This is a genomic window from Devosia faecipullorum (assembly GCF_015158295.1).
Lineage (GTDB): Bacteria > Pseudomonadota > Alphaproteobacteria > Rhizobiales > Devosiaceae > Devosia > Devosia faecipullorum.
In genome coordinates, this window is sequence record NZ_JACDXV010000006.1 from 82195 (window position 1) to 105719 (window position 23525).

Annotated in this window: 21 protein-coding genes; 11 read left to right on the forward strand and 10 right to left on the reverse strand. The window is 63.1% G+C overall.

The window, feature by feature from the left end; translation table 11 throughout:
- Positions 1–60 precede the first annotated feature (60 nt).
- The 4 genes from H0482_RS13370 to H0482_RS13385 all read right to left on the reverse strand — a co-directional run bounded on the left by H0482_RS13370 (position 61) and on the right by H0482_RS13385 (position 5467).
- The gene (locus H0482_RS13370) at positions 61–2433 is read right to left on the reverse strand and encodes an aldehyde dehydrogenase family protein (protein ID WP_193730569.1); all 2373 of its coding nucleotides are present in this window, start codon (positions 2431–2433) and stop codon (positions 61–63) included.
- A 168-nt stretch (positions 2434–2601) separates the two neighbouring features.
- Positions 2602–3585, reverse strand: coding sequence for a deoxyribose-phosphate aldolase (gene deoC / locus H0482_RS13375; RefSeq protein WP_193730570.1), 984 nt, complete (start codon positions 3583–3585; stop codon positions 2602–2604).
- Positions 3582–4496 carry an NAD-dependent epimerase/dehydratase family protein gene (locus H0482_RS13380; protein WP_193730571.1) on the reverse strand — a complete coding sequence of 305 codons (915 nt, stop codon included), beginning with the start codon at positions 4494–4496 and terminating at the stop codon, positions 3582–3584. The genes deoC and H0482_RS13380 overlap by 4 nt, the downstream gene beginning before the upstream one ends.
- Positions 4493–5467 (reverse strand): acetamidase/formamidase family protein, encoded by a 975-nt coding sequence (locus H0482_RS13385; RefSeq protein ID WP_193730572.1) that lies wholly within the window; start codon positions 5465–5467, stop codon positions 4493–4495. Before H0482_RS13385 ends, H0482_RS13380 begins: the two co-directional genes overlap by 4 nt.
- A 153-nt stretch (positions 5468–5620) precedes the next feature.
- Between H0482_RS13385 and H0482_RS13390 the strand changes: the two genes are divergently transcribed.
- From H0482_RS13390 to H0482_RS13425, 8 genes are all read left to right on the forward strand, one after another.
- Complete coding sequence (locus H0482_RS13390) at positions 5621–6406, forward strand: GntR family transcriptional regulator (protein ID WP_193730573.1); 786 nt, start codon at positions 5621–5623, stop codon at positions 6404–6406.
- Positions 6403–7317: a carbohydrate kinase family protein gene (locus H0482_RS13395; RefSeq protein WP_193730574.1), complete on the forward strand. Its 915-nt coding sequence runs from the start codon at positions 6403–6405 to the stop codon at positions 7315–7317. Before H0482_RS13390 ends, H0482_RS13395 begins: the two co-directional genes overlap by 4 nt.
- Positions 7318–7341: 24 nt before the next feature.
- The gene (locus H0482_RS13400; protein ID WP_193730575.1) at positions 7342–8484 is read left to right on the forward strand and encodes an SIS domain-containing protein; all 1143 of its coding nucleotides are present in this window, start codon (positions 7342–7344) and stop codon (positions 8482–8484) included.
- Positions 8484–9287 (forward strand): BtpA/SgcQ family protein, encoded by an 804-nt coding sequence (locus tag H0482_RS13405; RefSeq protein ID WP_193730576.1) that lies wholly within the window; start codon positions 8484–8486, stop codon positions 9285–9287. Before H0482_RS13400 ends, H0482_RS13405 begins: the two co-directional genes overlap by 1 nt.
- A gap of 66 nt (positions 9288–9353) precedes the next feature.
- Positions 9354–10409: a BMP family lipoprotein gene (locus H0482_RS13410; RefSeq protein WP_193730577.1), complete on the forward strand. Its 1056-nt coding sequence runs from the start codon at positions 9354–9356 to the stop codon at positions 10407–10409.
- A gap of 53 nt (positions 10410–10462) precedes the next feature.
- Complete coding sequence (locus H0482_RS13415) at positions 10463–12034, forward strand: ABC transporter ATP-binding protein (RefSeq protein ID WP_193730578.1); 1572 nt, start codon at positions 10463–10465, stop codon at positions 12032–12034.
- On the forward strand, positions 12024–13139 hold the full coding sequence (locus tag H0482_RS13420; RefSeq protein WP_193730579.1) for an ABC transporter permease: 1116 nt from the start codon (positions 12024–12026) through the stop codon (positions 13137–13139). Before H0482_RS13415 ends, H0482_RS13420 begins: the two co-directional genes overlap by 11 nt.
- Before the next feature lies 1 nt (position 13140).
- A complete protein-coding gene (locus H0482_RS13425) occupies positions 13141–14064 on the forward strand; it encodes an ABC transporter permease (RefSeq protein WP_193730580.1) in 924 nt (307 codons plus the stop codon).
- A 28-nt stretch (positions 14065–14092) separates the two neighbouring features.
- On the opposite strand, the gene H0482_RS13430 is transcribed toward H0482_RS13425, so the two are convergent.
- The 6 genes from H0482_RS13430 to atzD are packed head-to-tail and all read right to left on the reverse strand — an operon-like array spanning position 14093 to position 20551.
- The gene (locus H0482_RS13430) at positions 14093–15202 is read right to left on the reverse strand and encodes a phosphoheptose isomerase family protein (RefSeq protein WP_193730581.1); all 1110 of its coding nucleotides are present in this window, start codon (positions 15200–15202) and stop codon (positions 14093–14095) included.
- Positions 15199–16110 (reverse strand): NAD-dependent epimerase/dehydratase family protein, encoded by a 912-nt coding sequence (locus H0482_RS13435; RefSeq protein ID WP_193730582.1) that lies wholly within the window; start codon positions 16108–16110, stop codon positions 15199–15201. The genes H0482_RS13430 and H0482_RS13435 overlap by 4 nt, the downstream gene beginning before the upstream one ends.
- Positions 16107–16853 (reverse strand): SDR family NAD(P)-dependent oxidoreductase, encoded by a 747-nt coding sequence (locus tag H0482_RS13440; RefSeq protein ID WP_193730583.1) that lies wholly within the window; start codon positions 16851–16853, stop codon positions 16107–16109. The genes H0482_RS13435 and H0482_RS13440 overlap by 4 nt, the downstream gene beginning before the upstream one ends.
- Complete coding sequence (locus H0482_RS13445; protein ID WP_193730584.1) at positions 16850–18259, reverse strand: amidase; 1410 nt, start codon at positions 18257–18259, stop codon at positions 16850–16852. The genes H0482_RS13440 and H0482_RS13445 overlap by 4 nt, the downstream gene beginning before the upstream one ends.
- Entirely contained in the window at positions 18256–19446 is a 1191-nt protein-coding gene (locus H0482_RS16935) for an FAD-dependent oxidoreductase (RefSeq protein WP_193730585.1), read from the reverse strand. The genes H0482_RS13445 and H0482_RS16935 overlap by 4 nt, the downstream gene beginning before the upstream one ends.
- 1 nt (position 19447) lies before the next feature.
- A complete protein-coding gene (gene atzD, locus H0482_RS13455) occupies positions 19448–20551 on the reverse strand; it encodes a cyanuric acid amidohydrolase (RefSeq protein WP_193730586.1) in 1104 nt (367 codons plus the stop codon).
- A gap of 134 nt (positions 20552–20685) precedes the next feature.
- On the opposite strand from atzD, the gene H0482_RS13460 reads away from it, so the two are divergent.
- The 3 genes from H0482_RS13460 to H0482_RS13470 are packed head-to-tail and all read left to right on the forward strand — an operon-like array spanning position 20686 to position 23462.
- Entirely contained in the window at positions 20686–21876 is a 1191-nt protein-coding gene (locus H0482_RS13460) for a CaiB/BaiF CoA transferase family protein (RefSeq protein WP_193730587.1), read from the forward strand.
- On the forward strand, positions 21873–22643 hold the full coding sequence (locus tag H0482_RS13465; protein WP_193730588.1) for an enoyl-CoA hydratase: 771 nt from the start codon (positions 21873–21875) through the stop codon (positions 22641–22643). The genes H0482_RS13460 and H0482_RS13465 overlap by 4 nt, the downstream gene beginning before the upstream one ends.
- A 24-nt stretch (positions 22644–22667) precedes the next feature.
- Positions 22668–23462, forward strand: a complete 795-nt coding sequence (locus tag H0482_RS13470) for a 2-keto-4-pentenoate hydratase (protein WP_193730589.1) — start codon at positions 22668–22670, stop codon at positions 23460–23462.
- Positions 23463–23525: the final 63 nt, after the last annotated feature.

The following is a 23525-nucleotide window of genomic DNA, read 5'->3' on the forward strand; positions in this document are numbered from 1 at the left end:
TGGGCGCGGAATTGCTTTTGGGCACGAAAAGGCGGCGGGATGAACCGCCGCCTTTTCGAGCTACGCCCCGTAAGGAATCCAGACATTCTTGATCTGCGTTGCGCGGGCGAGGAAGTAGTCGCCCTCGAAGCGCCGGTCGGCCAGATCGTAGGCAAGCCCCCGGCTGGTCCAGGTCTGCTTGAGGTTGCCGATGGAGGCCTTTTCGACCATGGCCGAAGCGTCAGCCGGGCCCATGAACCAGAGCCCGTCGACGCCGTCATGTTCGGCGAGTGTCTTGGCCAGGGTCACGCTGTCGCCAGTGACGATGTTGATGACGCCCGATGGCACGTCCGAGGTCTCGATGACCTGGTAAAGATCGGTAAGGCTGAGTGGCGACGAGGCAGAGGGCACCAGCACGACCGTGTTGCCCATGGCGAGTGCCGGGGCGATCAGCGCGATGGAGCCGAGCAGCGGACGACTGGAGGGCGCAACGACGCCAAGAACGCCCAGGGGCTCCACCATGGCAGCGGCAACGGCGCGCAGGGGCGGGTTGTGCACGGCCCCGTCATACTTGTCGGCCCAGCCGGCAAAAGCGAACAGCCGTTCGACCGACAACGCGACCTCCTCGATGCCGTCCTGACCGGTCTGTGCCTTGATACGCGCAGCGAACTCGTCACGGCGATAGTCGAGATTTTCGGCGAGGAAGTAGAGGATCTGCGCCCGGGCATGGGCGGAGGTGGTTGACCAGCCGAGCGCGGCACGGGCGGCCTCGACGGCATTGCGGATATCCTTGCGGTTACCCTCGCCCACCTCGCCGATACGCTTGCCCGATGGATCGAGCACCGCACGGGAATAGGCGCTGTCAGGGCGGGCCTGCTTGCCACCGATATACATCTTGGCGGTCTGGTCGAGCTGGCCGGCATCGAGTGGATTGGCCGCGCTGATCGCCTTGGCGGGGGCAGCGGTGACGGGCGCGGACTTGAGGGATTTCTCCCAGGCGGGCTTGAGATAGGACGCCATGCCCTCGCGGCCACCTTCACGACCGAAGCCGCTCTCCTTGTAGCCGCCAAAGCCGACGGCTGCATCGAAATTATTGGTGCCGTTGATCCAGACCACACCGGCCTTGATCTTGGGCGCGATGTCGAGCGCGAGGTTGATGTTCTCGCTCCAGATCGTGGCGGCAAGACCATATTTCGTGTTGTTGGCGAGCGCGACGGCCTCTTCGGGCGTACGGAAGCTCATGGCGACCAGGACAGGTCCGAAGATCTCTTCGGCGACCAGCGTATTGGCCGGCGAGACGTTGGTGACGAGCGCGGGCTTGAGGAAGCAACCCTTGGCAGGAACCGGACCTTCTGCCTCGTAGACGACGGCGCCTTCGGCCGCGCCCCGCTTCATCAGGTCACGGATGCGTTCGACCTGCACCGGGGCCACCATGGCGCCGATATCGATGCTTTTGTCCAAAGGATCGCCGACCCGTAGGCTCGCCATGCGCGTCTTGAGCTTGGCGATGAAGCGTTCTTCGATGCTTTCCTGCACCAGAAGACGCGATCCCGCGCAGCAGACCTGGCCCTGGTTGAACCAGATGGCATCGACCAGACCTTCAACGGCCGAGTCGAGATCGGCATCCTCGAAGACGATATAGGGGCTCTTGCCTCCCAGCTCGAGGCTGAGGCCTTTACCCGACCCGGCCGTGGCGGCGCGGATGATCTTGCCCACTTCGGTCGAGCCGGTGAAGGCGATCTTGTCGATGTCGGGGTGATTGACGATGGCGGCGCCGGTGTCGCCCTCGCCGGTGACGATGTTGACGACGCCCTTGGGGAGGCCCGCACGTTCGCAGATTTCGGCAAACAGCAGGGCGGTCAGCGAAGTGAACTCGGCGGGCTTGAGAACGACCGTATTACCTGCAGCCAGCGCCGGGGCGATCTTCCAGGCCAGCATCAGCAGCGGGAAGTTCCACGGGATGATCTGCCCGCACACACCATAGGGTACGGCATCCGGGAAGCTGCGGCTCAGATGCTGGGCCCAGCCGGCATGGTGGTAAAAGTGACGGGCCACTAGCGGGATATCGATATCGCGTGACTCACGGATTGGCTTGCCATTGTCCATGCTCTCGAGCACGGCAAACAGGCGCGCATGCTTTTGCACAGCGCGGGCAATGGCATAGAGGTACTTGCCGCGCTCATAGCCGGACAGCGCCGACCAAGTCTTGAAGGCTGATCGAGCCGCCTTGACGGCAGCGTTCACGTCTTCGGCCGTGCCATCGGTGATATCGGCGAGCCGTTCGCCACTGGCGGGGTTGTCACTGGCAAAGGTCTTGCCCGGCTTGGTCCACTTGCCGTCGATGAAGTGACCGAACTTGCGGTTGTGGCTCTCGAGCCAGGCAATGGCTTGTTCAGGGCCCTCAGGGGCCGGGCCATAATCGAGCGACTGGAATATCTGCATGATCTTGTTCATTTCATCTCCTCGCGCGGTGTTCCGCGCCCCCTCATCAGCCCCGCGGGCACCTTCTTCCTCGGGGAGAAGGGGACGGAGCCGAGAGTGTTCAGTCGGTATTTTTCTCCCCTGATGGGAGAAGGTGGCGGACAGCGCCGGATGGGAGGGCGCGCAGGCCCTCCGCTCAACTCACACCATCGGCTGACGGTAGTCCGCCGCGTAGCGACCGGTCAGGCCGTGTTCGAGCTGGCGTTCGATATCGGTCAGCAGCGAGGAGGCGCCGAAGCGGAACAGGTGCGGCTGCAACCAATGCGTGCCCAGCTCCTCCTTCATTAGCGCCATGTATTTGGTCGCGTCGCCCGCAGTCGCGATGCCGCCCGCCGGCTTGTAGCCGATCTCGATACCGGTCTCATCGGCGAACCAGCGGATCATGCGGATCATGGTCAGGCTGGTCACCAGATTGGCGTTGACCTTTTCCTTGCCCGTCGACGTCTTGATGAAGTCCGCTCCGGCCATCATGCAGACAAGAGACGCCTTGGCGATATTGGTCTGGGTGGCCAGCTCGCCGGTCCCGAGAATGGTCTTGATATGGGCGTCGCCACAGGCCTTGCGGAACGCCTGGACCTGATCGTAGAGCGCCTGCCAGTCGCCGCGCAGCACCATGCCGCGCTCAATGACGATGTCGATCTCCTTGGCCCCGTCGGCCACCGAATACTCGATCTCCCTCAGCTTGGTCTCGACTGGCGCCAGCCCATGTGGGAAGGCGGTCGACACAGCAGCAACCGGAATGCCGGTACCTTCGAGCGCCGTCACCGCCGTCTTGACGAAATTATGATAGACGCACACCGCGCCGGGCAGGATGCGCAGGCCGGGCACGCCGAGCTTGTCGAGGATGTCGGACCGCAGCGGATGCCGTGCCTTGGCGCAGAGCCGTTCGACCCGCCCATCGGTATCGTCGGCGTTGAGCGTCGTCAGATCGATCAGCGTGATCGCCTTCAAGAGCCATGCCAGCTGATAGTCCTTCTTGACTGTCCGCCGCGACCCGATCGACCCCGCCCGACGCTCCAGCGCCGAACGGTTCATCCGGACCCGTTCGACCCAGTCGAGATCAAGCGGGAAACCGGGATTGCGTCGATGCGCGGGGGTGGTGGCCTCGGCCGTCACCAGTTTCATTGCATTACCTTTCCATCCGCCAATGCGCGCCGATAATAATCGGCAAATCCGGCAGCGAGCGGATAGTGCGGCCGCCAGCCGGCGTCCTCCGCCAGTCGCTGCAGGGAGAAATCGTTCTGCACTTCGGGTGCAGGATCGCGGCCTTCGACCAGTTCGATGCGGGCACCGGGCACGGTCGCCAGAATGGTGTCGCGCACGGCATCCATGGTCAGCACCTCGCCGGAGCCGACATTATAGGTGGCGTGCTCGAGCTTTTCTGTGGCCAGCGCCGCCAGCGTCGCGCCGGCTACGTCTTCCACCGACAAAAAGTGATAGGGGAAGCTCGTGTCGCAGGGAATGATCGTGGTCTTGCCCGCAAAACTGTCCTCGATGGCTTGCCGCAGATAGCAATTGGCGCGGCGATGCGGACCATAGACGCGGGTCAGGCGCAGGGCCGCGGCCGACACGCCGAATTCGCGCGCAAAGGACTCCACCAGCGCTTCGCCTGCCACCTTGCTGGCGGCATAGGTCGTGCCGGGATGCACGGCGTCCTCTTCCGAGATCACCGCCTTGTCGCTATGGCCATAGACCACGTGCGAAGACATCAGCAGGAACCGGTTGATACTATGCCGCCGAGCCAGGTCGAGCAGGAAGGCCGTCGAAGCCACATTGATGCGCATGACGTTCAACGGGGTTTCGCGCTGCATCAGCGGGCCGGAAATGCCGCCTGAATGCACAATGGCCTGAACACCGCCTTCCACGACCATCTGCTCGAGACGCACGTGATCGTCGAGGTCGGCGAGCACGAGATCGGGGTCATGCCGGGAGAAGTTGGCAATGTCGGTGGCCAGCACGCTGTGCCCGGCCGCCTCCAGATGTCGGCGCAATGCCATTCCGACGAGGCCGGCGCCACCGGTAACAAGGACTTTCACGACCTTACCTCCACACCGGCCAGAGCCGATTTGGGCAACACGCCGTGGACGCCCTTCTCACCGTTGACCGACTGGGTAACGGCGAAGTCGGCCGCCAGTGAACAGAGTTGATAGGCTTCCGTACGGCTCAGTGTGGTGCACTCGCAAACCATGGCGATCATTTCACGCACGGCGATCCGCAGCGCTTCGTCGAGATCGGCATCAAAACCCATGCTGATCAGGTGGCTGCTCGATTCGGCGCGAGGCAGCGCCCGCTCTGCAACGGAGCCTGCCTTGTGCAGCACCAAAGTAAAGCGCCCTTCGAGCGCCATTTCGAGTGCAGTGACGCAGACTTCGCCGTCCCCCTGCATGCCGTGGCCATCACCACAGGTGAACAGCGCGCCCTCGGCCCAGACCGGAAAGAACACAGTCGTTCCGGCGGTCAGGCGGCGGTTGTCGAGATTACCGCCATGCTTGCGCGGCTCGCGCGAGGAAATCTCGCCATATTCGGGTGGTGGAGCCACGCCCATGACGCCAAAGAACGGGTTGAGCGGCAGCGTCGTACCCCATGGCATTTTCGCAGTGCGTGCTGCGCGATCGACGCTGATATGGCTCAGCACACGCTCGGGCATGATGAAGTCATGCGGCAGGGTGCCGTCAAACGGCTCGATGGCGCTAAATCCCCAATCCGCAAGCGGCTCCACCGCCTCGATGCGCACTTCAAGCACATCGCCCGGCATGGCTCCTTCCACCGCGATCGGTCCGGTTAGCAAGTGGCCCCAGCGAAACGGCAGCACCGCTTCGTTGATGGCCTTGAGCCTGGGCGACACGGTCATGCCGCTGCCCTCGGGCGGATAAAGTTCAGCAATGCCCGAATAGGTCTCCACCACGACCGAATCGCCGGACCGAATGGTCAAGACGGGGTCAATCTGTGCCGAGAATCGACCCCAAACCACAGTCTCCGGCGTGGCATTGAGATGGTGAACAGACATCTTATCTCCTCGCGACCAGCCCCTGGGCATGGCATGATGTTGGCAATAGGAAACCACAAAACTGCAACAAGAAGCAAGAGGTCAGACTTTTGACCTCTGTCCTATTGACCGCCGAATTTCTTCATGCAAGCTTCACATCAAGCGAGGATCGCCGTGACCGAAATCGACTTTCACCAACTGAACGAAAAAATCTGGGCCTCCGGCGTGCGCCGGGACGACCTCGTCCAGCGCGTGGCCAATGCGCTGCGCGAGCAGATCGAGCAGGGCATCATCCCTATCGGCACCAAATTGATGCCCGAGGCGGAGCTTGCCAAGCAGCTCAACATCAGCCGTCCGAGCCTGCGCGAAGCCATCCGCATCCTGGCCCATGACGGTCACCTGCAGGTCAAGCACGGCGTTGGCACTTTCGTCAGCAAGGCAAGCAAGCCAATGTTCAGCCCGCTCGAGCAGATGCGGTCTATGACGGACCTGATCCGCAATGCCGGCGGCACCTCGGGCCATCGCGATCTTCAGATCGAGCAGATTGCCGCCGTCGACAAGATCGCGGCTGAGCTTGGTGTGGAGGAGGGCGCCCCCCTCGGCCGGATAAGACGCGTGCGTCTCATCGATGACCTGCCTTTCGTTTACGGCAATGAATATCTCGTGCTTCAGCACGCCGAGAAGGACTTCGGCGTCCTCAGCCAGTTTGCCGGCGGGTCGATCTACCAGTTCCTGCGCGAGCGTTTCAGTCGCCCCATTTCGCACAGCAAGCTGCGCGTGTCCGCTGTCGCCGCCGACACCGAAGTGGCCGGCCTGCTGCATCTCAAGCGCGGCGCGCCGCTTCTGCGCATGCAGGAGCTGCATCTCGATAACAACAACGTCCCGATGCTGCTTTCGGTCAACTACCACAACACCGAAGTGGTCGAATTCACCTCTATGCGCGCAGGTATGCCCACGTGACTCATCTCGCCTTCGCCAGTTTTGGCAATGTCACGGTCGACGACCTCGTTTTCGCCGATGGCACCACCATGTGGTACACGCCCGGCGGCAACGCGATCTATTCTGCCCTGGGCATCGCGATATGGGGGCACCGGCCGGCGGCCGTGGCTCCCATCGGTGCCGATTATCCGGTCGAGGTGCTCGAAGGTCGGCTGGTGCTCGACTACTGCCGCCGCACCGGCCAGACCCTGAGGGACTGGGGCCTTTATGAAGAAGATGGCACCCGCACCTTCGTGTTCCGCTCCTATACGCGCGACTGGCTCGAATACAGCCCGACACTTGAGGATGTGGAGGCGCTGACTTGCGATTACGCGCACATCGCTCCCGTCCCATGGCGACAGCAGATTGCCATTGCCGACAAGCTGCGCAGTCGTGGCACCAAGGCCATCTCGATCGATCTCGATGACCGCTACCTCATGGAACTGGCCGATGCCGATCGCGCCCAATTGCTGGCTTCTGCCGACCTTTTTCTGCCCAGCAAGCAGGATGCCGAGGCACTTTATCCCGGCCATTCTATCCCCGACATCATCCGCCGCATGCGCGAGGTCGCGCCAGATGTGCCGATGATCGCGGTCAAGCTTGGCAGCGGCGGTGTGCTGTTCCATGGCGCCGGTGACACTGAACTGTCCTGGCTGCCCGCCATTGCCGAAGGCGTGCGCGACACGACCGGCGCAGGCGACGCATTTTCCGGCGGGGCCCTTGCCGGCTTCGTCCATGGCGGCACGGCGCTCGAAGCGGCACTGCGTGGCTCGGTGGCCGGAAGTTTCGCAGTTCAAAGTTCAGGGCCTGGTGCCCTGGTATCTGCCCACCCCGAAGAGTGCGAGGCGCGTCGAAGCGCGCTGTTGGCCCGGCTAGAGGCCCGCCCCTTCTAATACATACCTACTAGGAGTTCTTAAGTGGAAAACGAAAAGACCGTCATGCTGCGCGAAATCGCGCTGCAGCCAGACTTCGTCAAGGACAACATCGACGAGATGCTGACCTATATGCGTTCGGTGGTAGCAGATCGCGATCCCGGCTCGTTGCAGCATGGCTTCATGATCGGCTGCGGTGACAGCTATTGCGCTGCCATTGCAGTGCGCCAGTTCATGATGAAGGCCACCGGACGTCTGGTGGAAGCGGTCGAAGCACTCGAATTCTCGCGTTATCTCGTTGAAGACCTGCCCGACAACAGCTTCGTGTTCGGTGTGTCCAATTCAGGCACGGTGTCGCGCACCATCGAAGGCGTGCGCCTCGCTCGTGCCAAGGGCGCATGGACCTTCGCCGTTACCGTCAGCGCCGACAACAAGCTGGCCCAGGCCGCCGAGACGCTGATCCGCGTCAACGCCACGCCAAACATCAAGGAACTGCCGAACGGCACCCGCGTCGTCACCCCCGGCACCGTAACCTACACGGCAAGCATGCTCGGCCTCTATGTCGCCGCCATCGCCATCGGCGAGCGCATCGGCCATCTCGATGCCGCAGCCTCCAAGGCTCTGGTGGAAGAACTGCACGCCACGGCGGAAGCCATGCGCGCCGCCGATGCCCCAACGGCCGCCCTGTCGCGCGAGATTGCCGCCAGCTTCACGCCGGACCGCCACACCGTCTTCGTTGGTGGCGGCCCGAACTATGCCACGGCCTATTTCGCCATGGCCAAGTGGTTCGAGAGCCTCACCCGCCCGGCCCACCTGTCCCAGCTGGAAGAATGGGCGCACGAGCACTATTTCATGACGCGCTCGAACGTCGACACCTTCATCATCCTGCCGCCCGGCCCCGGACGCATCCGTGGTCTGGAACAGGCCCGCGCGGCCCGCGAAATGGAATCGCGCGTCATCATCATCGCGGAAGAAACGGACGCCGAGGCACGCGCTGCCGCCGACATCTTCTTCCCGATGCCGACCGGCATCCGCGAAGTGCTGACGCCCTTCGTCTACAAGCTGGTGTTCGAATACCTGTCCTGTGAAATCTCGAAGGTCCAGAACGTGGCCTTCCTCGGTTTCGACGATCGTCGCCGCCAGGAAGTCAACTTCCGACAGATCTTCCACTCGGCAGAGATGGCCTGATGAGCCGGCTACTCTCGCAGATCAAGCAAGGGCATCGGGCCGTAATCGGCATGGTGCAGCTACCCGCACTGCCGGGCGGTGCCAATTATCGTGTTGGTGCGGTCGAGGCAGTGATCGAGGCCGCCCGTTCCGAAGCGGAGATTCTGAGCCGCAACGGAATTGATGCCTTGATGGTGCAGAATCTCGGCGACATCCCGGTCCACAACAAGACGAGCGTGGAACAGGTGGCCTGGATGACGCGCGTGACGAGCGAGATCGTAGCCGCCGCATCCTGCCCAGTCGGGCTAAACTTTCTCGAGAACGATGCCCACGCCATGATGGCGGTGGCATCGGCCTCGGGGGCCGATTTCGTCCGCATCAAGATCTATGTGGGCGCCATGCTGACCCCCTTCGGCATCGAATCCGCACAGGCGCATGTGGCCATCAAGGCCCGCACGGCGCTCGGCGCGGACAATGTTGCGATCCTCGCCGATGTGCATGACCGCACCGGCACGCCGATCGCTACGGGTGGCTTCGAGGAAGATGTGGAATTTGCCCTGCGCCTGGGCCTTGCCGATGGCCTTGTCCTCACCGGCAAGACCTATGAGCAGACGCTCGACATGGTTGCCCGGGCCAGGGCCAGTTACCCCAACGCGCCGCTCTTCGTGGGTGGCGGGGTTACCAGCGAAAACTTCGCTGAAGCTATGGCGCAAGCCAATGGTGCCTTTGTCTCGACAGCGATGAAGGACAGCGGTTCAGCCGTGGGGCGCTTCGTGCCCCAGAAGGTGCAGGATTTCATGGCCGCCGCACGGCGCGCTCCATGAATGTGGTGCGGATGAGGCGTCAGGAGAAGCGCCCTTCCGTTCAGTGTTAGAAAAGGGAACAAAGCAATGTCAAAATTCAACTTCAAGGCCGGGTTGGCCGTCGCCTCTCTCCTTGTCCTCTCTACTGTTTCAGTTGCTCTCGCAGGTCCGCGCGTCGCCATGGTGACGTCCGAATCCGGGCTGGGCGATCGCTCGTTCAACGACATGATGGTCGAAGGCATGGAGCGCGCCAAGGCTGACTTCGATGCCGAATATGTCGTCATCCAGCCGCGTGCCGTTTCCGAGTTCCAGTCGGCTCTGGCTCGCGCCGCCGGTCAGGGCTTCGACATCATCATCGGCTCGTCCTTCGACATGATCGAACCGATGCGTGCCGTTGCCGAAGCTTTCCCTGACCAGAAGTTCGGTCTGGTGGACGTGGGTGACGAACCGATCGCCGACAACGTCGTGTCGACCGTTACCAAGGATTGGGAAGGTTCGTTCCTGGTTGGCTGGATCGCCGCCAAGACCACCAAGACCGGCACTATCGGCTTTGTCGGTGGCGCTGATATTCCGATCATCCACCGCTTCTTCATTGGTTATTACTACGGCGCCAAGATGGCCAACCCCGATGTCAACGTGATCGAGACCTATACCGGTTCGTTCACCGACCCGGCCGGCGGCAAGGAATTCACCCTCGCCAACGTCAACCAGGGTGCCGACATCAACTTCGCCGTGGCTGGTGCCACCAGCGCCGGCGTCATCGACGGTGCCGTTGAATCCAAGACCTTCGCCATCGGCGTCGACAGCAACCAGAACTACATGGCGCCCGGCTCGGTGCTGACCTCCATGGTCAAGCGCGTCGATACGCAGGCCTATGACATGATCGCCTCTGTCGCCAACGACACCTTCGCCGGCGGCAACGTCCTCTACTACGGTCTCGCCGAAGACGGCGTCGGCGCTGCAATGGACGAGCACAATGAAGGCCTTATCGCCGACGAGATCCTGGCCGAAGTCGAAGACCTCAAGGGCAAGCTGCTCTCGGGTGAAATCGTTGTGCCGAACTACTTCGAACTGACTCCGGGCCAGCAGGAAATGGGCACGCCTCCGATGGCAACCCCGCCCTCCGTCGCCAACGCCAAGTAAGAAAACCGGGCCGCAGTCGCCAGACTGCGGCCCTATTATTGGGGAGATTCTTAATGGCAGCCGATTCTTCGACTCCCGTCGTGGAGATGCGCAACATCGTCAAGCGCTTCGGTAATTTCACCGCGATCCACAACGCCAACATCACCATCGGACGCGGCGAAATTCACGCGCTGGTGGGTGAGAACGGCGCGGGCAAGTCGACACTGATGAACGTGCTTTATGGTCTGCTACAGCGCACCGAGGGTGAAGTGCTGCTGCGCGGCAAACCCGTTCATTTCAATACGCCCAACGATGCCATCGCGCAGGGCATCGGCATGGTGCACCAGCATTTCAAGCTCGCACCCTCGTTCACCGTGGCCGAAAATATTGTGCTCGGCGCCGAACCGACGCTGGCCATGGGCCGGCTGGATATGCGCCGCGCCGAAACCGAGACGGGCGAGCTGAGCAAGCGCTTTGGTCTCGATCTCGATCCGCGTGCCACTGTCGGATCCCTGTCCGTGGGCTTGCGTCAGCGCGTCGAAATTCTCAAGACGCTCTATCGCAAGGCCGAGGTCCTGGTCTTTGACGAGCCGACGGCCGTGCTCACGCCGCAGGAAACGCGCGAACTCTTCGCCACCATGCGGCAGCTGGCCCAGTCGGGCCATTCGATCATTTTCATCACGCACAAGCTGCGTGAGGTCCTCGCCGTTTCAGACCGCATCTCGGTGATGAAGCAAGGCGAAATCGTCGCCACCATCGACAACAAGGACGTCACCGCTCAGGAGATCGCCAGCCTGATGGTGGGGCGCTCGGTACTCTTGCGCGTGGCCAAGGACGAAGCCAAGCCGGGCGGCCGCACCATGCTCAACATCAGCAATCTGACGGCGCTTGGCGAACGCGGGGAAAACGCGGTCAACAAGCTCTCGCTCAGCGTGCGCTCTGGCGAAATCGTCGGCCTTGCAGGCGTACAGGGCAACGGCCAGGACGAACTGGTCGAATGCATTGCCGGCCTGCGCCAGCCCGCAGCGGGCACGATCGAGATCTGCGACAGGCCGCTGGGCGCCACGCCCGCTGAAAACCGCGCCTCGGGCCTTGCCTATGTCCCGGCCGACCGCGGTGGCGTCGGTCTTTCGCTGCAGAGCGGCATCTGGGAGAACATGACGGTCGGCCACCTGCCCGAGTTCAAGCGGGGACCGTTTCTGTCGATCGGTGACGCGCGGGCCAAGGCCGACGAACTCATCAAGCGCTACGATGTGCGCGGCGCCACTCTCGACAAGGCCTCCGGTTCGCTCTCTGGCGGCAATCAGCAGAAGGTACAGATCGCCCGCGAATTGTCGCGTGAGGATGCCTCGCTCATCATCGCCGAACAACCCTCGCAGGGCGTCGATATCGGTGCGATCGAGTCGATCCACCGCATCCTCGTGGACATGCGCGACGCCGGTAAAGCGGTGTTCGTCATCTCAGCCGACCTCGACGAGATTTTCTCCATCTCCGACCGCATACTCGTGATCTATCGCGGTCAGATCGTCGCCGATCTCAAGGCGTCGGACACCACCCAGGAAGAAGTCGGCCGCTATATGGGCGGCCTTGAGACTCCGGTTGTGGATATCGACGCATCAGCCAAGGAACCAGCCCGTGTCGGTTGAAACCCAGTCTGCACCAAAAACGCGTCCCTACCTGGCATCACTGCTGTCGGCAGTGGTCAATCCCATGATGGCCCTGGCCATCGCCGCCATCATCGGCGCCCTGCTGGTCATGGCGCTGGGTGAAAACCCCATCGAGGTTTACTGGCTGCTGATCTCGGGCAGCCTCATGGGCATTCCCAACATGCTCGTCACGCTGCAGATGATGACGCCGCTGCTCTTCACCGGGCTTGCCGTCGCCATCTCCTTCCGTGCCGGCCTCGCCAATATCGGCGCCGAAGGCCAGATGCTGGTCGGCGCTCTGTGCGCTGGCATCGTTGGCTTCGCCGTCGACCTGCCGGCCCTGCTGCATGTGCCGCTCTGCATCGCTGCGGCCTTTGCCGGCGGCATGGCCTGGGCGGCTATCCCGGCCTTCCTCCGCGTCAAGTTCGGCGTCAACGAGCTGGTCGTCTGCCTGATGATGAACCCCATCGCACTATTGCTGACCGGCTATTTCGCGACGCACGTGCTCAAGGCGCCCGGGCCAACCAACAAGCTGCCCGATGTGCTGGCCAGCGCCAAGCTGTCGACCTTCTCGTTCTATTCACAGGTCAATACCGGCATTATCCTGGCGCTGGTCCTCTGCGTGGTTCTCGCCATCGTCAATGCCCGCACTGTGCGCGGCTTTGAGTGGAAGATCATTGGCCTCAACCCCAAATTCGCCTTCTATGGCGGCATCGACGTGCCCAAACGTGCGCTCAATGTGTTCCTGCTCAGCGGCGGTGTCGCTGGTCTTGCCGGGGCAGAACAGGTGATGGGCCAGTTCGGCGCCTATTATGACAACTTCTCGCCCGGGTATGGCTTTGATGGTATTGCCGTGGCCATGCTGGCCCAGTTCCACCCCATCGGCGTGATCTTCTCGGCCTTCCTGTTCGGCGCGCTGAACAGTGGCAGCGGCGTGCTGCAGATGATGACCGGGCTGACCAAGCACCTGGTCCAGGTTCTGCAGTTCATCGTGGTCTTGGTGCTAGCCGCCAAGATTTCCTGGGACTGGCTGAACCACATCAAGAAGCCCATGGGCGAAATGACCATGCGCCCGTCGAGATCCAGCACGACATCGGAGACTTGAAATGGACATTGTAGAAGTCCTTTATTCGGCGGTGCGCGTGTCGACGCCGCTGGTCTATGCAGCAATGGGTGGCCTCCTCACCTATCAGGCCGGCATGCTCAACATCGCGCTTGATGGCTTCATGATCGTCGCCGCCTTTGCCGGCATCGCTACGGCCTTCGCCACCGGCAGCCTCGAGCTGGCGCTCATTGCGGCCGTCGTCAGCTCCGTGCTGCTGGCGGCGCTGATGGCCACCTTCACGTTCCGCTTCAAGGCCGACATCTTCATCGCCGGCATCGCGGTAACTTTCCTCGCCTACGGGCTGACCGCGCTGCTGCTCAAGGGCGTGCTGGGCGAAGACGGCGTGTTCATGTCGAGCAGCATCCCGCGCTTCTCGCCCATCGTCCTGCCCTTCATCGCCGATATACCGGTGCTGGGGCGGATTTTGAGCGGGCACACAATCCTCGTTTATGTCGCCTACCTGTTCATCCCGGTCATCGCCTGGGCGCTTTACAAGACGCGCTGGGGCCTGCGGGTTCGCATGGTCGGCGAAGCACCCGAGGCGGCGGCGGCGGCCGGCGTCAAGGTCACGAGCCTCAAGTTCCAGACCATGCTGCTGTCCGGTGTCCTCTGCGGTTTCGGCGGTGCCTATCTGTCGCTGGCCTATGTGTCGCTGTTCGCCAACCAGATGACAGCCGAACGCGGTCTTATCGCCCTCGCGGCCATCTTCTTTGCCAAGGGCCGTCCGCTGCCCACCGCGCTGGTTGCACTGCTGTTCGGCCTCGCAACCGCCCTCTCTGTCCGCCTGCCGCAGGTGACCGGTGCTGCGCCACAACTGCTGCAGCTAATCCCCTACGTGGTGACGGTTTTGGCGCTGGTAATTGTCGGTGTGCGCACGGCGCGGGCCCGCAACAAGCACGGTGCCTGGAAGTTCGCACTGGACTGAGGCAATAGAGAAACCAGAACGCTGGCGGCTATGGCTGCCGGCGTTCTGCCAAAGCACAGGCTATGCGCTGTCCAACCGAAAGATAGACCAGCGCCGAGAGCCGCTCGATCATGGCGGGCAGCCGAAATACGGTTCCCGCGTCAAGGGTGGCCAGCGGACTGTCATCCGCCACGACAAGCCCCATCGCCCCATCACCCTGCCGCCGTCCGAGAACGAGCTGCGCCCGCCTGACGCTGAGCCCATTGGGCGCGATCACCAGCGTGGCAATGGATGGATTGGCCGGAATCTCGCCCAGAGCTTCCAGTCCGCACTGTGTGACTGGCCGGCCCAAAACCGCGCCGATCCAATCCGCACTCGCTGCTGCTGCGGCGCGGGCCGCTCCGTTGCCGACGACGATAATATGCCCAGCCATCTCAAGTCGGGCTGCGAAAGCTCTATCGGCGTCAGTCGGGATCAAGCATTGCTCCAGTTGCCGGGGCATGGCAGCAAGCGCCGCGCCCAGTTGCGCCAGCCTGGCTGCCGCTACGCCATTCAGTTCACCCAGCGCCAGACCAAGTCGATAGGCCATGGCCAGCAGCAGGCTCGGATCGGCAATAGGATCTGCGGGGGCACCCAAGCGCCAGACAGCGTGACCATACTGATCATATTGTGCGTCACCACCCGCGGTGAGGACCAGCGTGAAGGCACCGAGCGCCCTCGCGGCCAGCGTTGCCTCGAGGCTGCGCCAGGGTGTCTCCGTTGCTGCGAGCACGATGACGAGGCAATCGGCATTGACGGCCTGCCGTGCGTAATAGGCAAAGTCCGTACTGTCGATTGCCTCGCAGGGTGTCCCGCCAAGCATTTCCTCGAACAACGGGCGCAGCCCCTGCGCGGCGGCCAACGCCGCGCAGGTTCCCACGAGATAGGCCTTGCGGATCGACCGGGGCGGCATGGGATCGAGCGTCGGCCCACCCCCACCAAGAATATCGGCGATCTGGCCATGAAGATGATCGAGGGCAAGCCTCATACCCGCCGCTGTCCAGCGGCGGGTATGAGGGGCGTTCTCTTCTTCCGTCATCAGCCCGGCAATCAGCGCCTGGTCGGCGGCGCCAATCGGCGAGTCTGGACCGAGGAGCGGATGCGCGAAGACGAAGCTCATTGTGCCGCCGTGGTCTGTGCCAGGCTCTCTGCATATAGGGCGATGCCACGCGCCAGAGGCATCTGCGGCATCCAGCCGAGATCGCGCGCGATGGCCGAAATATCGAATTCGCGCTGGATATCGGGCACGTCGTCCTGTCCCGCGACCATCGCTATACGCGCGCCCGGCAATGCCTGCTGTGCCGTAGCCACGATATCAGGCATGGTCAGCGCTTCGCCACCGGCCACATTGTAGCGCCGCTCCGGCAGTCTGCCTGCATCGAGCGCCGTGATGATGGCGCCAACCACGTCGTCCACATGGACATAGTGATACATGAAGTTCGGATCACACGGGATGACTGTCCCATTGCCTGCGAGGTGATTGCGGATCACATCGGCAAGCACGCAATTGCCCCGGCGATGCGGCCCATAGACCCGCGCAATGCGCAGGCTTACGCCATCGAGACCGTGCTCGGTCAGGAAAGCATCGACCAGCGCCTCGCCGGAAACCTTGCTGGCGGCATAGACCGAGGTCGGACGCAGGGGCGTGGCTTCATTGATGACGCCCGGCCCGACACTGCCATAGACGCTGATCGACGAGCAGAACACGAAGCGACGCACCCCGTGGCGACGAGCCTGATCCATCAGCCGCGCCGTGCCAGCGATATTGACGTCGACCACCAGCCCAGGATTGTCACGCGCCAGCATTGGCCCGGAAATCGCACCGCAATGAATAACGGCGGTAATGTCGTGGTTCGCGAACAGGGCTTCGACGGCTGCCTGGTCCGTCAGCTGCGCGATGATCAGGTCGGGGTCGTCCCGTCCGTGGCTGACGGCATCGGTCGCGACGACCGGTCGCCCCAATTGGGCCAGTCGCTGGCGCAGTGCCATGCCGACGAGGCCCGCGCCTCCGGTGATCAGGATGCTCATAGCGCCACCATTCCGCCATCGACGCTGAGGTCCGCGCCGGTCACGAAGGACGAACCCGCCGAGCACAGGAACACGATGGTCTCGGCCACTTCTTCGGACTGTGCGAAGCGACCGATCGGCGTCAGCGGCAGGAAGGCAGCGCGCTGCGCATCGGTCACCGTGCGCTGGATGCCGGTCATCGTCGTGCCGGGAGAGACCGAGTTGATCTGAACATTGTCGGCGGCGTATTGCACGCCGGCCTGCCGCGTCAGGGCGAGGACTGCTCCCTTGGAGGCGCAATAGACGGCCGCGTCGCGCAGCCCGATATGGGCGGCAGTCGAGGCCACGTTGCAGATCTTGCCGCGCTTGGCCGCCACCATGGCGGGCAACACGGCCTGCATGCCGAGCCACACGCCCTTGGCGTTGATGCTCATCATCTGGTCCCACATGTCCTCGGTGCTGCCGATCACGCTGTCGCCGGGCATGGCGATACCCGCATTGTTGACGAGCACGTCGATGCGGCCAAACCGGACCAGGAGGTCAGCGACCAGCTTGTTCCAGGCCGCGCCATTGCGCACATCCATGGTCGCGCCGATGACGGTGCAACCCTTGGCCGTCAATTCGGCCTCGACCTCTTCCACGCCCCTGACATCGATGAGCACCACAATGCCACCCAGCTCGGCAAAGCGCCGTGCGGAGGCGCGGCCAATGCCGTCGCCGGCTCCGGTCACGAGGATAATCTGGTCGGCGAAGTCGTCTGTCATGGCAGTATCCTCGATGGAATGAGCGGCGCATGCGCCAGGTTGGAAAGGGTGGATGCAGCAAACTCGATCAGCGCGCGATCTCGTCCGGGCGCCGCGATGATCTGGACGCCGATGCCGCCGCCATCTTCGGTCATGGCCAACGGCACATTCAGCGCGGGTAGACCGGCAACATTGGCCCAGGCGGTGAAAATGGCATGGCCGCGCGGCCCGACATCCTGCCCGTCGATGGTGTCGGGATAGGGCTGGCGCGCGTCCCAGGCGAGCGCCGCAATCGTCGGACTGATCAGCAGGTCGACATGCTCGAAGAGACGTCGTGCCAATGTCCGCACCTGCTGTGCGCCAGCGAGTGCGTCAATGTAGTCGGCGCCCGACACTGCCATTCCGGCCTCGACCATCTTGCGCGTGTTTTCGCTGGTTTCCCGCGCGATGAGGTGTCGGCTGACGTGCCAGGCGAGCCCGGCCTGCGCCACGGTGTGCCAGACCGCGTTGGCGCCAGCGGCGTCGAACGGTTCTGCACTAACTTGCACCGGCCAAGCCAGCGTCTCCAACTGGCGCACAAACCCAGAAAAAGCCGCGACCACGCGCGGATCGACCGGCGCGCCTGCCACTGTGTCGAATGTCAGGATGCGCGGCTGCGTCGGCATTGTATCGCCTGGTTGATAGGCGCCCCGGCTGCGTGGGTCGGCATCGTCAGGCCCGGCCATGATGGCCAGGATAGCTGCGAGGTCCGCGGCATCGCGCGTCACCGGACCGATCACCTCGAAGTCATTCAGGATTGCGGGAAAGCCGCCCGCCCGTGCAATTGTGCCGATCGACGGCTTGAAGCCCCACAAGCCGCAATGGGCGGCCGGGCGACGGATCGAACCACCTCCGTCAGTGCCGATGGCTATCGGACCAAACCCTGCCGCGACGGCTGCCGCGCCGCCGCCTGTCGAGCCACCCGGCGTCCGGTCGGGTGCCAGCGGGTTGAACGTCGGTCCAAAAAGGGCATTGTCGGTATAGCCCTGGAGCGTAAATTCGGGGACATTGGTCTTGCCCAGCACAAGCAACCCGGCGTCCCGCAGGCGGCGCACAGCTGGCTCGTCGGTATCAGGCCGGTCGTGCTCATGCGCGCGGCTGCCCCAGCGCGCCGGCAGGCCTGCAACGTGAATGTTGTCCTTGATGGTGATCGGCACGCCATCGAGCGGCGAGAGCGGCTTACCCACCTGCCAGCGTGCGTCCGCCCCACGAGCGGCCTGCAACAGAGCTTCGGAATCCTGCGCGATGATCGCATTGATCGCAGGATTGATCGCCTCGATCCGCTTTTCTATGGCTGCTACGGCCTCGCTTGGCCGCATTTGTCCCGTGCGAAAACGGGCTGCCAGTTGTAGCGCCGTCAGGTCCCAGATGGGTGTATTGTCGGTCATCTCGGTCTCGGCGCGTCACGATAAAGCTGCTGCAATTTTTCGAGAAACGCCGGCTCGAGCTTCCTTGCCGTCCCCGCGACCGGGTCCGCGCCAGCCAGCATGGTGTCGGTTGCGTCGCGCGAAAAGCCAGTCACGAAATCGATGCGCTTCTGTCGTCGCGCTGCAAAGCGTTCGGGCACCACGTTCAGTTCGACGCCATCGGCGAGCGCATGGCGGATTTCGTCCACCAGCACGCAGGCATCCTCGATCGACTGCGTCGCACCTTGCCCCAGCGTGGGCAGCATGGGATGCGCCGCATCCCCGGCAAGCACCGCGCGGGAGGCACCGACCAGCCGGGTCTCTCGTTCCTGCAGGCGCGCCCAGTGCAATTGCGCCTCATCATCCCCTATGGCATCCAGCAGAAACCGCACGCTCTCGGCTGTTGCGCCGGAAGCCGGTACGAATAGCGCCCGAATGGCGTCCGTGAGCTTCATCGATTCCGGGATCGAGGTGTCCCCCTGCAGCGGAAACGAGCCAGCGCAGTAGACGAGGTTTCCCGGAATGCGGAATGCCAACAGGCGGTTCGGCCCGTTGAACCATTGGGCGTAATCGTCGATCGGGCTGTCGGCCGGAGCCGGACACAGGAGCCGGAACAGCGCAATGCCGGGATGCTGGATTGGGTCCGGCGCCAACAGGCTGTCCCGCACCAGCGAGTAGCGGCCATCGGCGGCGATCAGCAGATCAAGAGCGTCGATCTCGTACGTCCCGCTGTCGTCCCGCATCTGCATGAACGGCCGATCTTCGGTCTGGCCCGCCGCTACAACTTCTGTGCCATAGCGGATCGTGCTGCCCGCCGACGCCCGCAGCCTGGCATTGAGTTCTGCCCAGCCGATGCGGAGACCCGGATTGTCCGCCAATTGGCCGAGATCGAACTGCGCCAGCGGCGTGCCATCCGTCAGGGCAATCGTCCAGTCGCTCCAGGGCAGGCCCCCCGAGCTGAGATGGCTGGCAACGTCGGGCAAAAACAGCCGTAACGCCTTGACGGCGTTGGGTCCGATATTGAGCCCGGTGCCGGCATCGAGCTGCGCCCCTTGCGGACTGCGCTCGCAGCAGATCACCTCGACATCGTCACGGTCGGCAAAGCCAGCGGCCACGAGACTGCCCACGACGCCGCCGCCCGCCACGCCAATACGAAACCTGCGGCTCACCTCAATGGCTCGCGCGTTCGACGATCAGAGCCAGCATGCCACCGCCATCTGGTCCCTGATGTTCGGCACCACCCGAAACGAACAGCGCCGTATCGCCCAGCACGCTGGCGGCAATAGCGCCGACCGCACCGCGAATGTGGCGCTGCTGATCGATATCGCCGTCGGTCAGCATGGTATGCACCCGGCCGCGAATCTTGCCGCTGCGCGATGCCTCGCATTTGATGAAACCGGCGCGCAATCGCTGCGTCTGTTCGGCATCAAGCTGCGGGTCCGCCGTCATGTCGAGCTGGTTGAGCACGGCGTGAATGCCCTTGATATCGAGGGCGTCCGCCATAGTGCCGTGGGCAATGGTCAGCGGACCTGACCAGTGCTCGCTCATGCCGACCACGATCACCTCGTTGCAGCGCACTTCTGTGCCGGCCGAGCAACTGCCGACCGAGGTGAAAAGCCAAAAATCCTTGAGCACTGCAGCTTCCACTGCCGCATCCGTCGAAATTTCTCCCAGCGCCTTGCCAATGCCAAAGGCCGATGCCGAGCGACCCAGTGCCATCAGCCGACCGGCATTGTCCGACACCAGCGGGTGCTTAGCCGCGAGAATATCTTCCGTCCCGAAAGCCGGCCCCTTCACCTGCACGAAATGCACGTCTTTCGCCGAAGCGATGCCGGCCGATGCCATGGCCCGCTGCACGGCAATAGCTGTCGTATCGATCTGGATCTGGCGACCGATCTCGCCCGGATCGTAGTCCGGCGTAAAGGCCACGCCGATCGCCAGGGCCGGTCCGCCGGAACTAGTCTCTGCTTCGCGCGCGGCGAAAACGGTATAATGCGCTGAAAGCACGCCCTCGACGCCGCCCGAAAACACAAAGGGCACGCGCTGCCGCACGGCTTCCGGCGTCTCGCCCGTATGCCTTGCGATCAACAGGGCCAGTGAGAGCGTCAGATAGCCACGCGTATGGTCGTTGACGAGGCCGTTGCCATGCGTCTTGCCGATCACGGCGACGATGTCGTGGGCCGCCAGGTCACCTGCAAGGAGCGCTTGCTCCAATTCTGACACATCACCTGGATCCGACAGAGGAAAGCGGAAAACGTCGCAGCGCATATTCATACCCAGACCATTGACATCAGAGGTCAGACCACATGGTATAGGCAAACCGGCGACGCAGGCAAGTATGGCTGTCGCAATATGTGCATTGAAGCCGTGGCAGCCTCCGGGGCGCTTGCGGAATTTTGGAGGATCAGATGACAAATCAACAGGCTCAATTCGGCGCGGGCGCCCTGGTGGGAATGCGCGTGCTTGACGTGAGCCAGGTCATGGCTGGTCCCTTTTGCTGCATGATGCTGGGCGATATGGGCGCCGACGTCATCAAGGTCGAACCCCCCAAGGGCGGCGATCAGACGCGCCGAGCCATGGGCTTCAAGCTCAAGGGCGATGACAGCCTCGGCTTCCTCAACATGAACCGCAACAAACGCTCCATCGCCATCGATCTCAAAAGCGATGAAGGCCGTGAGATATTCTATGCTTTGGCCAAGACAGCCGATGTCATCGTCGAAAACTACCGCCCCGGCACCATGAAGAAGCTGGGGATCGACTACGACACGATCAGCAAGATCAATCCCGGCATCATCTATGCAAGCATTTCGGGCTTCGGCCAGACCGGCCCCTGGGCTGACCGGCCCGGATTCGACCTGATTGCCCAGGCCGCGACCGGCGTCATGAGCATTACCGGCCACCCCGGTGGCCCACCGGCCAAGTCCGGCGTTCCGGTCACCGATATCGGCTGCTCGCTGTTCGCGCTCTACGCCATCCTTACTGCCTATATTGGACGGCAGAAGACCGGACAGGGCCAGCATATCGATGCCTCACTCTATGACGCCGGCATCGCCTTCGCCGTCTGGGACATCTGCGAATATTGGGGCACCGGCAACGTGCCCGAGCGCATCGGAACGGCCAACCGCATGGCGGCGCCCTATCAGGCTGTGCAGGCCAGCGACGGTTATTTCGTCTTCGGCGCCAATAATGACCGGCTCTATGAACGCCTCTGCGAAGTCATCGACCGCCCCGATCTGTTGAGCCACCCGAACTATGCCACCAATGCCCTGCGTATGGCCAATCGAGAGGCGCTGATCGGCGAACTCGAACAGAGCTTTACCCAGTGGACGCGCGAAGAATGCGTCGACAAGCTGCTGGCAGTGGGCATCCCGGCCGGGCCGATCAATGACTATGCCGAGGCGCTGGAGAACGAACATGCTCGCGAGCGCGATGTGGTGATGAAGATCGATCATCCAATCGAGGGCGAGGTCAATTCCATCGGCTTCCCGGTGCGCCTCTCCGGCACGCCGCAAAAGGTGCGCCGTCCGCCGCCGCTTCTAGGCGAACATACGGACGAAATCCTGCGCGAGCTGGGCATCGAACCGGCGACAGTCCAATGAGCGCCTCTGCCATTGTGCTGACGGTAGACGGGCCGGTCGCGCGGATCCGCATCGACCGCCCTGAAGCCCGCAACGCCATGACCCTCGCCATGTATGAGGCGCTGGTCACTACGTTGGGTGAATTGCGTGACGATGGCGCAGTGCGCCTGCTGGTGCTCGAAGGCGACGACAAGGCCTTCGCGGCGGGCACAGAGATTTCCGAGTTCACCGCCTTCACTTCGGGCCGCGATGGCCTCGCCTATGAGGCCAAGGTGGAGCAGGTGGTCAACACGCTCGAGACTATGCCATTCCCCACCCTCGCTGCAGTAAAGGGCGTGGCCACCGGTGGCGGGTTGATGCTCGCCGTCGCTTGCGACCTGCAAGTTATGTCGGCCACCGCCCGCATCGGCGCGCCGATTGCCCGCACGGTCGGCAATTGCCTGTCGTCTCGCAATCTGGCGCGCTTGCAAACGCTGGTGGGTCCGGCGCTGCTGCGCCGCATGCTGTTCGCCGCCGAACTGGTCAAGGCGACGGAGATTTCGGGCAGTGCCTTCCCGACCTGGATCGTCGAACCCGAAAGCTTCGATACCGTGCTCACCGAAAAGATTGAGACCATTGCCGGCGCCGCCCCGCTAACGCAGCGCGCCACCAAGGCCTCCCTGGTGCGCATTGCCGGCGGCGACCTTGAGGACGCCGATATCATTGAGCGAACCTATGGCAGCACTGATTTTGCCGAAGGTGTCGGCGCATTTCTCGAACGCCGCAAACCAATATGGCAAAACCGCTGACATCGTTTGAATAAGGGGCGAACGATGGACGACGCACAGGCCATAGCCGATAGATTTCTGCTTGCGCGCCGAAACAGTCGCTACCTCAAGGCATTTCCAGGTGCTCAGCCCGCAACGCTGGCTGACGCCTATAGGGTGCAGGAGCGCATGCTGGCAGGCTACCCCGTTGAGCCTGTCGGCTGGAAGGTCGGAAGCATTGCTCCTCGCATGGCTGCAATCCTCGGTGCCGACCGCCTCGTCGGTCCCATCGTGAACCTAGCCCACGCACCCGCCGGCGTCATGGTCGAGGCCCCCCTGATTTCAGGCGGCTTCGGCGCCGTCGAGGCCGAGATCGCCCTGCTGATCGGCAGCGATATCCCTGCCCAACGCGAACCTCCTGTGATGGCTGAGTTGGCTGCCCATGTGGCCAGCACACACATTGCCGCCGAGATCGCCGGCAGTCCGCTCGCCACCATCGTCGACCTTGGGCCCACGGCCGTCATATCCGACCATGGCAACAACCTTGCAGTTGTGATCGGCGACACCATACCCAACGGCCTCGCTCAATCGCTGGACAGTCTGACCTGTACGGTCAGCATCGATCAGGCGGCAATCGCGTCTGGCAGTGCCGGACAGGTCCCCGGCGGTCCCTTGGCCGCCCTGTCCTTTCTCGTACAGCAGTTAGCCACGCGCGGCAGGTCGCTGAAACGAGGCGATTGGGTCAGTACCGGCGCAATGACCGGTGTGCACAGCGTGGCACCCGGCATGCAGGCTGAACTTGATTTCGGCGCCCATGGCCGCATTCCCATCCGGTTCGTCCAAGCGACGACCGGGCATTAGCCGGGGCTCAGGTCACTGCCCCTACTCAAGCCATCACCCAACATCTAGGAAAACGAAGATGAA

Coding starts and splice junctions, on each gene's coding strand:
- H0482_RS13385 (WP_193730572.1), bottom strand. CDS start 5,467: ATGTCTGTTCACCATCTCAATGCCACGCCGGAGACTGTGGTTTGGGGT.
- H0482_RS13470 (WP_193730589.1), top strand. CDS start 22,668: ATGGACGACGCACAGGCCATAGCCGATAGATTTCTGCTTGCGCGCCGA.
- H0482_RS13425 (WP_193730580.1), top strand. CDS start 13,141: ATGGACATTGTAGAAGTCCTTTATTCGGCGGTGCGCGTGTCGACGCCG.
- H0482_RS13465 (WP_193730588.1), top strand. CDS start 21,873: ATGAGCGCCTCTGCCATTGTGCTGACGGTAGACGGGCCGGTCGCGCGG.
- H0482_RS13410 (WP_193730577.1), top strand. CDS start 9,354: ATGTCAAAATTCAACTTCAAGGCCGGGTTGGCCGTCGCCTCTCTCCTT.
- H0482_RS13440 (WP_193730583.1), bottom strand. CDS start 16,853: ATGACAGACGACTTCGCCGACCAGATTATCCTCGTGACCGGAGCCGGC.
- H0482_RS13435 (WP_193730582.1), bottom strand. CDS start 16,110: ATGAGCATCCTGATCACCGGAGGCGCGGGCCTCGTCGGCATGGCACTG.
- H0482_RS13415 (WP_193730578.1), top strand. CDS start 10,463: ATGGCAGCCGATTCTTCGACTCCCGTCGTGGAGATGCGCAACATCGTC.
- H0482_RS13460 (WP_193730587.1), top strand. CDS start 20,686: ATGACAAATCAACAGGCTCAATTCGGCGCGGGCGCCCTGGTGGGAATG.
- deoC (WP_193730570.1), bottom strand. CDS start 3,585: ATGAAACTGGTGACGGCCGAGGCCACCACCCCCGCGCATCGACGCAAT.
- H0482_RS13370 (WP_193730569.1), bottom strand. CDS start 2,433: ATGAACAAGATCATGCAGATATTCCAGTCGCTCGATTATGGCCCGGCC.
- H0482_RS13445 (WP_193730584.1), bottom strand. CDS start 18,259: ATGACCGACAATACACCCATCTGGGACCTGACGGCGCTACAACTGGCA.
- atzD (WP_193730586.1), bottom strand. CDS start 20,551: ATGAATATGCGCTGCGACGTTTTCCGCTTTCCTCTGTCGGATCCAGGT.
- H0482_RS13405 (WP_193730576.1), top strand. CDS start 8,484: ATGAGCCGGCTACTCTCGCAGATCAAGCAAGGGCATCGGGCCGTAATC.
- H0482_RS13430 (WP_193730581.1), bottom strand. CDS start 15,202: ATGAGCTTCGTCTTCGCGCATCCGCTCCTCGGTCCAGACTCGCCGATT.